We start from the raw sequence: 13,156 nt of genomic DNA on the forward strand, positions 1-13,156 counted from the left end.
AAAATGGTTTGTAAGATATTCATAAAAGAATTTTACAATAAAGTTACACAAAGAAAAACCCCAAACCCCTCATGAGTGAGGGGCAGGGGAGTTGAGAGTGTCGAAGACACTTTTTTATTTTTACACAATGCGGGGAATGTGATAAGATAATAGCTGCATGTAAAAAAGAAGGAGCTTAATCATGAAAAAAAAGAAATCGGCACACATGGCCGCACTCTATGGAATGCTGATTGCACTTGCCTTTGTTCTCAGCTTTGTTGAAAGTCTTATACCTATTTCCCTGGGAATACCGGGTGTTAAGCTGGGGCTGGCAAACCTTGTGACTGTTGTCGGACTTTATACGGTGGGAACAGCTGGAACGGTAGTTGTTTCTCTTCTTCGAATTGTACTGACAGGTTTTACATTCGGGAACTTATTTGCCATGCTGTACAGTCTGGCCGGATGGGGACTTAGTATTGCGCTTATGGTTATATGCAAAAAGAAAAACTGGTTTGGAACTTCAGGAATCAGCATTCTGGGCGGAATCGGTCATAACATCGGGCAGATCACAGTCGCTGCATTTGTGGTTAGGCAGGCGGGAGTATTTTTTTATCTTCCGATGCTGCTGATTGCAGGCACCGCGGCAGGGCTTGTTATAGGAATACTGGGTTCCATGATTATTAACAGAATCAAAGAGGTTATAAAAAAATTGTATTAAATAAAAAAATATTGTATTGTGTTACTCTTTTGTCAAAGGTATAATGGGAAAGACAATAGGTGGAATGAAATCCAGGAGGAATAGCAGAATGATTGATATGGCAATTAAGAAACTGGTAACTTATGGACTGGAAACAGGGCTGATCAGTGAGGCAGACCGATATTATGCAGTGAATCAGCTTCTCGATGTGTTGTGGCTGGACGAGTATGAAGAGCCTGAGGAAGAGCCGGGGAAGACAGATCTGCAGGAGGTGCTTGGACAACTGCTTGATTATGCATTTGAGACTGGTATCATTCCCGAAAACAGTATTACATACAGGGATCTGCTGGATACGAAGCTGATGAACTGTCTGATGCCCAGACCGAGTGAAGTGGAAACCAGATTCTGGGGGCTTTACAATCATCAGTCACCCCAGGCAGCCACCGAATATTATTATAAACTAAGTCAGGACTCTGATTACATCAGGCGTTATCGGATAAAGAAGGATATGAGATGGGTGACGCCATCCAAATACGGAGATCTGGATATCACTATTAATTTATCCAAGCCTGAGAAAGATCCCAAAGCCATAGCAGCAGCAAAGCTTGCGAAGCAGAGCGGTTATCCCAAATGCATGCTTTGCATGGAAAATGAAGGGTATGCTGGAAGAATGGATCATCCTGCCAGAAACAATCACAGAATTATACGGTTAACGATCAATGACAGCCAGTGGGGATTTCAGTACTCTCCCTATGTTTATTATAATGAACACTGTATCGTGTTTAATGGAACCCATACTCCTATGAAAATCGAAAGGGAAACCTTTGTAAAATTATTTGATTTTGTTAAACAGTTTCCTCATTATTTCCTGGGATCCAATGCAGACCTTCCCATTGTAGGGGGATCTATTTTATCCCATGATCATTTTCAGGGAGGTAATTATGAATTTGCAATGGCAAAGGCTCCCGTTAAAGAGCAGTTTTGTATCGATGGTTTTGATGGTGTGACAGCCGGCATAGTAAATTGGCCAATGTCTGTATTACGTACAAAAAGCAGGAACCCGGAGGATTTAATTGAGCTTGGTTCCAGAGTGCTGAAAGCCTGGAGAGCCTATACCGATGAATCTGCCTTTATTTTTGCAAGTACAGACGGACAACCTCATAATACCATTACTCCCATCGCAAGAAAGAGGGGGGATGAATATGAACTGGATCTTGTATTGAGAAATAACATTACAACAGAAAAATTTCCATACGGTGTTTATCATCCACACGAAGAGCTTCACCATATTAAGAAAGAAAACATCGGTTTAATTGAAGTGATGGGTCTTGCGGTTCTTCCTTCCAGACTGAAGAATGAACTGAATCTGATATCGGAATATCTGATTGAAGGAAAAGACATAAGAAGCAGCGAAATAATTGAAAAGCATGGAGACTGGGTGGATTCCTTCCGAACTAATTATGAATCCTTTACAAAGGATAATATAGAGGAAATATTAAAAAAAGAGGTTGGACTCGTCTTTGAACGTGTGCTGGAGGATTGCGGCGTCTTTCCGTGCAATGATACCGGAAGAGAAGGGTTTGTACGTTTTCTGTCCAGTATGGGGTTTTGTATGGTGCCACAATAGAAAGATTGTGAGAATATAAGATAGAATCATGTTTGTAATTATCGCCCCTATGAGTTATATTCTAGTGGGAACGGATGGGAATCCTCCGTTTACTGAATACGGAACCGGACTGATGAGCCGGAGGGGGACATAATAACAGTCATGAAGCAGATAGAAAATAAAACACTGAGAACGCTTATAGAGTATGGACTGATCACGTTCAGCATCTGGATTATGGTGGTGGGGATTTACTTTTTTAAGTTTCCTAACAACTTTGCTTTCGGAGGTGTAACCGGGTTTGCTACTGTAATCAGTGCATTGACCCATTGGTCAGCGAGCGAATTTACCACAATTGTTAATACGGTACTGTTAGTGCTCGGATTTCTGTTTTTAGGACGGAGTTTTGGTGTTAAGACAGTTTATGCCAGTGTCCTGATGTCGGTGTTCTTGTATATCCTGGAAAGGGTATGCCCGATTTCCAGACCGCTGACAAGTGAACCGCTCCTGGAACTGATTTTTGCGATACTTCTGCCCAGTATTGGAACGGCAATCCTGTTTAATATTGGAGCCTCCAGCGGAGGCACGGATATAATTGCCATGATATTAAAACGGTATACCAGTTTTAATATCGGAACAGTTCTGCTGTTAGTGGATGTAACCGGAGTGATTATTGCTTATTTTGTTTTCGGTCCCCAGACTGGATTATTTTCTTCCCTGGGATTGATGGCGAAATCTCTGGTAATTGATGATGTGATAGAAAACATGAATCTTTGTAAATGTTTCAGTATCATTTGCGATGATCCCGCTCCCATCTGCGATTATATTATTCACGGACTAAATCGCAGCGCTACTGTGTATGAAGCCCAGGGGGCTTACAGCCACCACAAAAAGACCGTGATCCTGACAACCATGAAGCGTTCTCAGGCACTTAAGCTTCGGAATTATATACGAAGGGTTGAGCCGTCAGCTTTTGTACTCATTTCTAATTCAAGTGAAATTATTGGCAAGGGTTTTCTTGCAGGTTAATGAATAAAAAAAGGGGTTGCGCCTAGATGATTTTAATCATCCAGTGCGCAACCCCTTTCTAAGTTATGCACATGGTGACATACAAAACGGTCTGAATCAAATAATCCTGTTAATTAATAGGCTGGCCAACCATTACTGAAATACAGGTCGCTGATTAATAAGGTTGGATTTCCATTATTTTCAGCATCATATGCATGGCGTGCAATTATATAGTTACTTCCGTTCTTATATACATCTTGACCACCCGGACCTTTCCATCTGGAATTGCCGGAATCTAAGATGGTGCCGCCTCCGTTAGTCATGCTTGTCCCATTCTTATCCATAAATGGTCCTGTAATGCTTTTAGACCGGCCATAGATGATCTTATAAGTACTGTTTACGCCCTGGCAGCACACACCGATGGATGCAAAGAGATAATAATATCCGTCCTTGTAAATCATGGAGCCGGCCTCTATGCCTCCTGATTTAACTGCAATGGAATAAATGGTACCATTCGGCTTCGGTTTCATTGTAGTCTTATTCAGCTCTACAATATGCAGACCGTCAAACCAGGAACCAAAAACAAGCCAGGGACTCCCGTTTGTGTCAATTACCAGGTTAGGATCAAGAGCATTGTATGAATTGGTACCGTTTTTTGAGGAGATAACCATTCCGTCATCCCTCCAGTCACCAGATAAAATACTGGAGCAGGAAGTAAGCCCTATGGCTGAATTATTCTTACCAAATTCTGATACGCAGTAGTACATGTAATAACGTCCATTATAATATTCAATATCCGGGGCCCATACATCATTTGATCCCATACCAGGAGCATAGGACCTCCACCAGGGCAGTTCTGATTCAAAAATCTGCACTCCATTTTGCCAGGTCTTTCCATCTGAGGAGTATTTCATTGACAACCCATTACCGGTATAAGGTGACCACCAGAGATTCCCCTCTTTGATCAGTGTGGGGTCGTGTGTACCCACGTCACCGGTAAGATTCCAAAAGGCAGCCTGAACCGGCACTGTGCTTATCAGTGTAATAAGCACGATTACTGAAATTAATCGCAATAAAAGTTTTCTTCTTAATATTGATCCCATATTTAAATACCTCCTTCATTATAATTATATTGTGTGACTATTGAAATGAATCTTAATATTTTTTTGGTTATTTCTTAATACATCACACATAACATTAATAAGCCTATAGGCTGCAAAAAACGGTCAGCATTTATTTGAACTAAAAACAGCATAATATTTTGATATTAAAACAGCTTTTTGCATAATAAATTATATGAAATAGTTAATAATATAAGTTAAAATGACGAAAATGTGCTTTAACGCTTTAAAATCACATAAATTTAAAGTAATAAAATTGACGGAGGTTATTTTTTGTAGTATGATACAAATTAAGTTCTAAACAGGACAAGTTTTGGAAGGAAGAGGAGAGAAATTATGAAAAAGAAAGCGAAAGCATTATCCCTGGCACTTGCAGGTGTCATGATGTTATCCCTGGCCGCGTGCTCCGGCAAAGCACCTGAGAAGACGGAGGCGCCTGCAGACACCACTGCAGCACAAAGTACTGAATCAGCAGGCGGGACTGAAACAACTGCAGCTAAAACAGCAGATGGGAAACAATATAAGATTGGAGTTCTTCAGCTGGTTCAGCATACGGCTTTAGATGCTTCAAATAAAGGATTTATCCAGGCACTTGATGACGCGGGACTTAATTATACGGTTGATCAGCAGAATGCTTCCGGAGACCAGCCTACCTGTCAGACGATTGCCAGTAAGCTGGTGAATGATGGAGATGATTTAATTCTTGCCATTGCAACTCCCGCAGCCCAGGCTGTAGCAGGTGCAACCAGTGACATTCCGGTTCTGGTAACTGCTGTTACGGATCCGGCAGCTTCCGATCTGGTTGAAAGCAATGAAATGCCGGGAGGCAATTTAAGCGGTACTTCAGACTTAACTCCGGTAAAGGAACAGATCTCGTTATTAAAGAAGATTCTTCCTGATGCAAAAACCGTAGGTGTTCTTTACTGTACTGCAGAATCCAATTCTGAAATTCAGGCAAAGATGGCAAAGGACGCGATTGAGGCTGCCGGCATGACAGCCGTGGATTATACTGTTTCCAGTTCCAATGAGATCCAGACTGTTGTGACCTCTATGGTAGGTAAAGTAGATGCGATTTATGCACCCACTGATAACACCATTGCTGCTGGTATGGCAACGGTAGCGATGATTGCCAATGAAAATAAACTTCCTACGATCTGTGGAGAGGAAGGAATGGTAAAAGCAGGCGGTCTTGCAACTTATGGAATCGATTATTATGAACTGGGGTACTTAACCGGACAGCAGGCAGTTAAGATCTTAACGGAGGGTGCAGATGTTTCTAAAATGCCAATTGAATATCTTCCTCTTGAGAAGTGCAAACTATCTGTAAATGAAGAGACTGCAAAGACACTGGGTATTGATTTATCCGGCCTGAAATAAAATAAAATAAAAATGGTAGAATCTACAGGCGGCCAGATAAACGACCGCCTGTAATCCATAGATGCTTTACATAAAAGATGAATCATGCATTTTTTATGTAAGGCATTTATGTCAGTGAAAAGAAGACAACGGAGGAAAGATAGATGAGCGGTTTACTGGTATCCCTTCAGGACGCGGTAGTTCAGGGGGTTTTGTGGGGAATTATGGTGTTGGGTGTTTATATCACCTTTAAATTACTTGATATAGCGGATCTGACTGTAGATGGAAGCTTTGCACTTGGCGGCTGTGTCTGCGCTGTAATGATCCTGAACTTTCATATGGATCCGTGGGTTGCCCTGGCAGTGGCGGCAATTGCAGGAATGGCAGCCGGTGCGGTGACAGGATTGTTACATACAATCTTTGAGATTCCGGCAATATTAGCGGGAATATTGACCCAGATAGGATTGTGGTCTGTCAATCTGCGGATTATGGGAGGCAAAAGCAATGTTCCTCTTTTAAAGACAGATACCATTATGTCCAGATTTATTGATATTACCGGACTGAATAAACCGATAGCTTCTCTTTTGATCGGAATTGGGATTGCAGTTCTTATGATTGTGCTTCTTTACTGGTTTTTTGGAACGGAAATTGGAAGCGCCATGCGTGCTACCGGTAATAACGAGTCCATGATACGTGCCCAGGGCGTTAATACCAACTGGACCAAGCTTCTAGCACTGGTAATCAGCAACGGACTGGTTGGAATATCAGGCGGACTTGTCTGCCAAAGCCAGAAATATGCAGATATTGGTATGGGAACCGGAGCGATTGTTATCGGTCTGGCAGCAATTGTCATCGGAGAGGTTCTGATGGGACGTCTGCGTTCGTTTGGAAGCAAGCTGACTTCTGCAGTAGTGGGTTCTGTCCTGTATTTCGTGATTCGTGCGGTTGTATTGAGAATGGGTATGAATGCAAATGATATGAAACTCTTATCAGCAGCGATTGTTGCAGTGGCTCTTTGCGTACCTGTTGTGGTAAGAAAACTGCGTCTGAATAAATCTTACACAGAAGGAGGAGAATGATCATGCTGGATATTAAGAATGTAAGAAAAACATTTAACAAGAATACAATCAACGAGAAAAAAGCGCTGAACGGCATTCACCTTCATCTGAATGAGGGGGATTTTGTTACAGTGATCGGCGGAAACGGAGCCGGTAAGTCTACGATGTTAAATATGGTTGCGGGTGTATATCCCATAGATTCCGGAAAGATTGAAATTGATGGTATAAACATTTCCAGATATCCGGAATATAAGAGAGCCCAATACATTGGAAGAGTATTCCAGGACCCCATGATGGGAACAGCCGCCGGAATGGAGATTCAGGAAAATATGGCACTTGCTTACAGAAGAGGCAAAGCAAGGGGGCTATCTTGGGGAATAAAATCGGAAGAGAAGGCATTTTATTATGAAGCAATCCAAAAGCTGGGACTTGGACTCCAGGACCGGATGACCAATAAGGTAGGACTTCTTTCCGGAGGACAGAGGCAGGCACTTACGCTTCTGATGGCAACACTTCAAAAACCCAAGCTGCTTTTGTTGGATGAGCATACCGCTGCACTGGACCCGAAGACTGCACGAAAAGTACTTGATATCACTCAGGAAATTGTTGCGGAACAGAATCTCACTACGCTTATGATCACTCATAATATGAAGGATGCGATTCAGATCGGCAACCGGCTGATTATGATGCATGAGGGTCGTATCATCTATGATGTTTCAGGAGAAGAAAAGAAAAAACTGGAAGTAGAAGATCTCCTGAAAAAATTTGAAGAGGCAAGCGGAGAGGAATTTACAAACGACCGTATGATTCTTGCCAAGTAAACGAAAGAGCAGGACCGGAGCTTTCAAGAGAAGCTTCCGGTCTTTTTTAACTGGTTTGTAACATAATCTTAATAATTTTTTGAAATTCATATGTCGCAAAATGTAACAATTTGTGATATACTGTAGCAGATAGGCTCATAAACTGAATCGGTCAGCCGACGAATATATGAGGATGGAGAGAAAACACAGAATGGAAAACAACGAGAAAAAAGATTACATAATCCGTTTGGATAAAGCAAAAAAGAAACGTAATAAGAATGATTATAAAAAAATACTGATACTTGCAGGTTCTGCAGTTCTCCTGGTAACAGTTGTTACTGCGGCAGGTATAGCGGTCAGAAATCAAAAGAGTACAAGACCTGCTTCAGCCACTGGGTCGGATGCCATTGAGGCAAAAGCAGCAGACGGTTCTGATCAAAAGCAGGATAAAGAAGCGGAACAAAAAGCGAAAGAGGCCATGGAACGGGAGAGAGTGATCGGATCCTATAAAAACCTGGGTATTGTTGAGGTGAGCGGATATTTAAATGTCCGCAAGGAACCGGGGACAGATGCAGACGTTATTGGAAAGCTGCTGGGAGACAGCGCCTGTGATATTTTAGAGGATACGAAGCAGGGCTGGTACCGCATCACTTCCGGCGGTATAGAAGGATATATTACTTCAGAGTATGTAATAACCGGAGAAGATGCTAAAAAGAAGGCACAGGATCTGGTAAAGCTCAGAGCTGTCGTACAGACGGATAATCTGAATATCAGAAAAGAACCGTCTACTGATTCCGATGTGGTGGGACAGGCACTTACGGATGAGCGGTACGAAGTGGTGGGACAGTCCGATGGCTGGGTACAGACAACAACCGGATATATGTCTGCTGACTATGTGAAACTTGAATATTCCATGAACGAAGCCAGGAAGCTGGATTTAAAAGCCATGGTATTCAATTATTATAAGAATATTGGAATTTCTGATGTGGATAATTATCTCAATGTCAGACAGGAGCCCAATGAGAGCGGGAAGATCATTGCCAAGATGCCAAGTAAAGCAGCCGGCAATATTCTTGAGACAACAGATGACGGCTGGTATAAGATCCAGTCTGGAAAAGTAACCGGTTATGTGAAGTCAGACTATATCCTGACCGGTCAGCCGGCAAAGGATGAGGCCATGCAGGTGGCAGAACTGATGGCGGTGGTGAATACCGATATGCTCAATGCCAGAACGGAGCCATCTACCGATGCCAAGATATGGACCCAGATTTCTAACAATGAGAAATATCCGGTATTAAAGCAGATTGACGGCTGGGTTGAGATCGAGCTGGAAGAGAACAGCAGTGCTTTTGTTTCTACGGATTACATTGATGTACGTTATGCTTTGCCGGAAGCCATTAAATTCTCTCCTCTTGAAGAGAAGGCCAATGCCCAGTCCTCTTTAAGAACTCAGATTGTTAATTACGCCCTTCAATTTCTGGGCAACCCATATGTATGGGGAGGTACCAGCCTGACAAAAGGAGCGGACTGCTCCGGATTCACCATGTCTGTCTATAGTAAATTTGGCGTAGGACTGCCTCATTATTCCGGCTCCCAGGCAGGTATGGGAAAAGCGGTCAAGTCAGGTGATATGAAACCAGGTGATCTGCTCTTTTATGCAAGCAGCGGCGGGAAGATCAATCATGTTGCCATGTATATCGGTAATGGACAGATTGTTCATGCAGCAAGCCGGAGAACCGGAATAAAGATTTCTACATGGAATTACCGTACTCCTGTAAGAATAAGAAATTTAATCGGAGATTAATATACTCCCGGAATGGATTTTTGTTACGCATTGTGACAAAATCTGTTCCGGGAGTTTTTTCATGCTATTTGGGTTTACAAATATTTTCCAATGATTTATAATAAGAAAAAGCGTAATATTTTTAAAAACATAACGGTAAGGAGGGGATTATTTGAAGACAGGTGCTGTCATTACTGCAGCGGGGCATAAACGTACGGCCGGTTCATTCAGTCCCATGCTGCCAATCGGGCATACAACTGTGATCAGAAGGATTATTATGACCCTGAAACGGTGCGGCGTAGATCCCATTGTGGTGATTACCGGCAGAGATGGCAGGGAGGTAGAGAAACATATATCCAAATTACGGGTGATCTGCTTAAGAAATGAGGAGTACGAGAATACACAGATGTTCGACAGCATCGGTATGGGACTTCGATATATAGAGGATCTGTGCGACAGAATTCTGATTCTTCCGCCCAAATTCCCCATGCTTCTTCCGGAAACCATTCAAAAAATAATGGATTGCAGCGGGGCTGTATCCTGTCCGGTATATGAAGGTAGAAGAGGCCATCCGGTTATGATACATAAAACTTTGATTCCAACACTTCTTTCATACCGGGGAGACAGAGGGTTGGGCGGTGCGCTCAGACAAGCAGGTGTAAACGAACTGGTGGAGGAGATCCAGGTAGAGGATAAAGGAATCATTGAAGCGATTGAAGCAGATGGGGTGTCTGCTTATTCTCCTTATCCTGGACATCCGGCTATGCACCCGTCCGTCAGTCTGCACCTGGAATTTGATGAAGTGTTCTTCGGCCCTGAGATGGCCCAGTTTTTAATGCTGATTGAACACGCCGGGTCGATGCAGACGGCATGCCGTCATATGAACATGTCTTACAGCAAGGGGTTCAAGATGCTGAAGAATGCGGAAAGTCAGCTGGGTTATCCATTGCTGATAACTCAGTCCGGAGGACAGGAAGGGGGATTTTCCCAGCTGACGCCAAAGGCAGTAAGTCTGATGGAGAAGTATCTGGCACTGGAAAAAGAGTTAAAAGGAAAGGCAGAGGAACTGTTTAATAAATATTTTGAGGAGGGTTTATAATGAGGCAGCTGTTTCGTGAAGTACTATCCACACTTTTAAAGGGGGAAGATGCCGTTCTGGTTACAATTATTGCGAGTTCAGGCTCCACGCCCAGGGGAACTGGTTCCCATATGCTGGTACGCCAGGATGGGACGACTGCCGGAACCATCGGCGGAGGTGCTGTAGAGTTTAAGTCTGTTGAACGGGCAGAAAAAGCAATCAAAGACAAGTGTTCTTATACCCATGGTTTTGTTCTGGGAAAGGAACAGGTAGCAGATTTGGGGATGATCTGCGGCGGAGATGTAGTGGTTTATTTTCAATATCTGGACCATGAAGATCTGAATTTTCAAATGGTCTGCCGTGAGATAGACAAAGCATTTGACCGGGATGAGGACAGCTGGCTTATCATGGATATTACGGATGAAACGGCGTGGGGGATGGGGATTTATAATGAAACCGGCTTTTGGGGAATTGGAGAACCGGATGAGGCAGGTAAGGCAGAACTGCTTAAGAATAAATCGGTTCAGATTTCCTGTGGAGGACGCAGATATTATAGTGAGCCTCTTGTCAGTGCCGGCTGTGTTTACATATTTGGGGGAGGACATGTTGCCCAGGAGATTGTTCCGGTTCTTGCTCATTTGGGTTTTAAGTGTGTGGTATTTGACGACAGGGAGGAATTCGCCAACAGAACATTATTTCCGGCTGCGGAGAATGTCATTACTGGAGATTATCAGAGTATTTTTAATTATCTGGAGATTCGGGAATGCGACTATGTGTGTATTATGACCAGGGGTCATCAGTCAGATTATGTTGTACAGAGACAGGTTCTTACCAGAAATGCCTGCTATGTAGGAGTGATTGGAAGCAGAAAGAAACTGGCTTCTATAAAAGAAAAACTGATGGCAGACGGAATCTCTGGTGATAAAATTGACAGCTGTCACAGCCCGATCGGACTGGAAATATACGCGGAAACACCTGCTGAGATAGCAATCAGCGTAGCTGGTGAGTTAATCAGCGTCAGAGCCGGGCGGGAAGGAAGACGCAGATAATGGGGAGAAGTCTTTTTTTAACGGGAGATTCAGGAGAGGGAAAGACTACACTTATTTTTCAGTGTCTGAAGCCGTACCGGTCTGTTACGGGAGGCTTTTATTCCCAGCGGTTAATGGATGAAAACGGAGATACAGCCGGGTTTAGGCTGGCTTCTGCCAAAGAGGAGTGGGAACCGAAGGGAATTTACAGGGAAGGGCTTGGCGATGTTTTTCTAAGGCGCACGAAAGATGGTATGCTTTTATATCCTCAGGTGTTTTTGAATACAGGAAGGAAGCTGCTTGCCGGTGATGGTAAGGAGCAGTTCCTATTGATGGATGAAATCGGCGGAGCAGAGCTTTTGATACCTGAATTTATGGAAGCGGTACATGACTGCTTAAATGGTCCGAAACATTGTATCGGAGTGATTAAAAGCCGGAAAAATTATGCGGGGATGATGAGCCGCAACGGAAGCAGTCCCTTCGCCCCCCAGCTTAGGGAAAAGCTGGAAGAAGAGGTTTTAAGAAATCCGGACAATCAGCTTTTAACCTACTGGCGAAAGGATGAAGAATCTGTCAGAGAGAAAATCTTAAACTATATAAGAGAAGGGATTTAATAAGTGGGAGTGAGGGAAAAACGTTATAACAAACATCTTTATCTGATTGGGATATTTTTTGTGTTATGTTTTTTTAGTTCGTTCCTTTTGGGACGTTATCCTGTTTATCCGGTGACACTGGTAAAAGTTCTGCTGTCCCGTGTGTTTCCCATCGAAATTTCCTGGCCTTCCCAGGTTGAAACCGTTGTTTTTAAAGTCAGGCTTCCAAGAGTTTTAATGGCTGCACTGATCGGTGCAGGTCTTTCCTTTGCAGGAGCAGCCTACCAGGGAATCTTTAAAAATCCCATGGTCTCGCCTGATGTACTGGGGGCCTCATCAGGTGCCGGATTTGGAGCCGCTTTAGGATTGTTTCTTTCGCTGGGATACGGCGGCGTTTCCCTGTGTGCATTTATATTCGGTCTGTCGGCTGTGGGTATTGTCTGTCTTGTGAGCAGCCGTGTTCCGTATAATCAGGTTCTGGGGCTGGTGCTTTCCGGCATTATGGTCAGTTCTCTTGCCAATGCGGCCGTTTCGTTTATCAAGCTTGTGGCAGATCCCACCAATACGCTGCCGGTCATTACCTACTGGCTTATGGGGAGCCTGGGGTCCATTCGTCAAAAAGATGTATTCTTTGCAGCCCCCTGGATTTTAATTGGAATTATCCCGATTTATCTTCTCAGATGGAGAATTAATGTATTAAGTCTTGGGGATGAAGAGGCAAAAAGTATGGGAATCCATACTGGAAGACTGAGGCTTGCGGTAGTGCTTGGTGCCACTCTGATTACATCTGCATCGGTATCTGTAAGCGGTTTAATCGGCTGGGTAGGGCTGGTTGTTCCCCATCTGGCACGAATGCTGGTTGGCAGTGACTACAGGAGACTTTTGCCGGCGTCCCTTCTGCTTGGAGGAGGGTTTCTTCTGATTGTAGACAACTTTGCAAGACTCCTTGCAACCAGTGAAATACCCATTGGTATTTTAACTGCTTTTGTGGGAGCACCATTTTTCCTGTATCTGATATTAAAAGAAGGAAACAGGCTTTAAAGGGGGTCTAT

12 protein-coding genes are annotated in these 13,156 nt (G+C 43.4%); 11 read left to right on the forward strand and 1 reads right to left on the reverse strand.

Annotated elements, in window-relative coordinates; all coding sequences use genetic code 11:
• Window positions 1-181: 181 nt before the first annotated feature.
• From CRO04_RS09850 to CRO04_RS09860, 3 genes are all read left to right on the forward strand, one after another.
• A complete protein-coding gene (locus CRO04_RS09850; protein WP_097004075.1) occupies window positions 182-697 on the forward strand; it encodes a Gx transporter family protein in 516 nt (171 codons plus the stop codon).
• 88 nt (window positions 698-785) lie between these two features.
• A complete protein-coding gene (gene galT, locus CRO04_RS09855; RefSeq protein ID WP_097004076.1) occupies window positions 786-2,303 on the forward strand; it encodes a UDP-glucose--hexose-1-phosphate uridylyltransferase in 1,518 nt (505 codons plus the stop codon).
• A gap of 141 nt (window positions 2,304-2,444) precedes the next feature.
• Window positions 2,445-3,308 (forward strand): YitT family protein, encoded by an 864-nt coding sequence (locus tag CRO04_RS09860; RefSeq protein ID WP_097004077.1) that lies wholly within the window; start codon window positions 2,445-2,447, stop codon window positions 3,306-3,308.
• Window positions 3,309-3,421: 113 nt separating this feature from the next.
• Here CRO04_RS09860 and CRO04_RS09865 read toward each other — a convergent pair whose 3' ends face one another.
• On the reverse strand, window positions 3,422-4,390 hold the full coding sequence (locus tag CRO04_RS09865) for a glycoside hydrolase family 43 protein (protein WP_097004078.1): 969 nt from the start codon (window positions 4,388-4,390) through the stop codon (window positions 3,422-3,424).
• 354 nt (window positions 4,391-4,744) lie between these two features.
• Here CRO04_RS09865 and CRO04_RS09870 point away from each other — a divergent pair, with 354 nt between their 5' ends.
• The 8 genes from CRO04_RS09870 to CRO04_RS09905 all read left to right on the forward strand — a co-directional run bounded on the left by CRO04_RS09870 (window position 4,745) and on the right by CRO04_RS09905 (window position 13,145).
• Window positions 4,745-5,785 (forward strand): ABC transporter substrate-binding protein, encoded by a 1,041-nt coding sequence (locus tag CRO04_RS09870; protein WP_097004079.1) that lies wholly within the window; start codon window positions 4,745-4,747, stop codon window positions 5,783-5,785.
• 143 nt (window positions 5,786-5,928) lie between these two features.
• The gene (locus tag CRO04_RS09875; RefSeq protein WP_097004080.1) at window positions 5,929-6,843 is read left to right on the forward strand and encodes an ABC transporter permease; all 915 of its coding nucleotides are present in this window, start codon (window positions 5,929-5,931) and stop codon (window positions 6,841-6,843) included.
• Window positions 6,844-6,845: 2 nt separating this feature from the next.
• Entirely contained in the window at window positions 6,846-7,643 is a 798-nt protein-coding gene (locus CRO04_RS09880; RefSeq protein ID WP_097004081.1) for an ABC transporter ATP-binding protein, read from the forward strand.
• A 190-nt stretch (window positions 7,644-7,833) separates the two neighbouring features.
• On the forward strand, window positions 7,834-9,426 hold the full coding sequence (locus tag CRO04_RS09885; protein ID WP_097004082.1) for a C40 family peptidase: 1,593 nt from the start codon (window positions 7,834-7,836) through the stop codon (window positions 9,424-9,426).
• Window positions 9,427-9,577: 151 nt separating this feature from the next.
• The gene (locus CRO04_RS09890; RefSeq protein ID WP_097004083.1) at window positions 9,578-10,504 is read left to right on the forward strand and encodes an NTP transferase domain-containing protein; all 927 of its coding nucleotides are present in this window, start codon (window positions 9,578-9,580) and stop codon (window positions 10,502-10,504) included.
• On the forward strand, window positions 10,504-11,532 hold the full coding sequence (locus tag CRO04_RS09895) for an XdhC family protein (RefSeq protein WP_097004084.1): 1,029 nt from the start codon (window positions 10,504-10,506) through the stop codon (window positions 11,530-11,532). Before CRO04_RS09890 ends, CRO04_RS09895 begins: the two co-directional genes overlap by 1 nt.
• On the forward strand, window positions 11,532-12,125 hold the full coding sequence (locus tag CRO04_RS09900) for a nucleoside-triphosphatase (protein WP_097004085.1): 594 nt from the start codon (window positions 11,532-11,534) through the stop codon (window positions 12,123-12,125). Before CRO04_RS09895 ends, CRO04_RS09900 begins: the two co-directional genes overlap by 1 nt.
• Window positions 12,126-12,128: 3 nt before the next feature.
• Window positions 12,129-13,145: an iron ABC transporter permease gene (locus tag CRO04_RS09905; protein ID WP_330400825.1), complete on the forward strand. Its 1,017-nt coding sequence runs from the start codon at window positions 12,129-12,131 to the stop codon at window positions 13,143-13,145.
• Window positions 13,146-13,156 lie beyond the last annotated feature (11 nt).

Source organism: Lacrimispora amygdalina (genome assembly GCF_900205965.1).
GTDB lineage: Bacteria > Bacillota > Clostridia > Lachnospirales > Lachnospiraceae > Lacrimispora > Lacrimispora amygdalina_A.

Bases quoted from the DNA above. Each gene is read 5' to 3' on its own strand.
- CRO04_RS09870 (WP_097004079.1), top strand. From the start codon at position 4,745: ATGAAAAAGAAAGCGAAAGCATTATCCCTGGCACTTGCAGGTGTCATG.
- galT (WP_097004076.1), top strand. From the start codon at position 786: ATGATTGATATGGCAATTAAGAAACTGGTAACTTATGGACTGGAAACA.
- CRO04_RS09880 (WP_097004081.1), top strand. From the start codon at position 6,846: ATGCTGGATATTAAGAATGTAAGAAAAACATTTAACAAGAATACAATC.
- CRO04_RS09850 (WP_097004075.1), top strand. From the start codon at position 182: ATGAAAAAAAAGAAATCGGCACACATGGCCGCACTCTATGGAATGCTG.
- CRO04_RS09860 (WP_097004077.1), top strand. From the start codon at position 2,445: ATGAAGCAGATAGAAAATAAAACACTGAGAACGCTTATAGAGTATGGA.
- CRO04_RS09900 (WP_097004085.1), top strand. From the start codon at position 11,532: ATGGGGAGAAGTCTTTTTTTAACGGGAGATTCAGGAGAGGGAAAGACT.
- CRO04_RS09865 (WP_097004078.1), bottom strand. From the start codon at position 4,390: ATGGGATCAATATTAAGAAGAAAACTTTTATTGCGATTAATTTCAGTA.
- CRO04_RS09895 (WP_097004084.1), top strand. From the start codon at position 10,504: ATGAGGCAGCTGTTTCGTGAAGTACTATCCACACTTTTAAAGGGGGAA.
- CRO04_RS09875 (WP_097004080.1), top strand. From the start codon at position 5,929: ATGAGCGGTTTACTGGTATCCCTTCAGGACGCGGTAGTTCAGGGGGTT.
- CRO04_RS09885 (WP_097004082.1), top strand. From the start codon at position 7,834: ATGGAAAACAACGAGAAAAAAGATTACATAATCCGTTTGGATAAAGCA.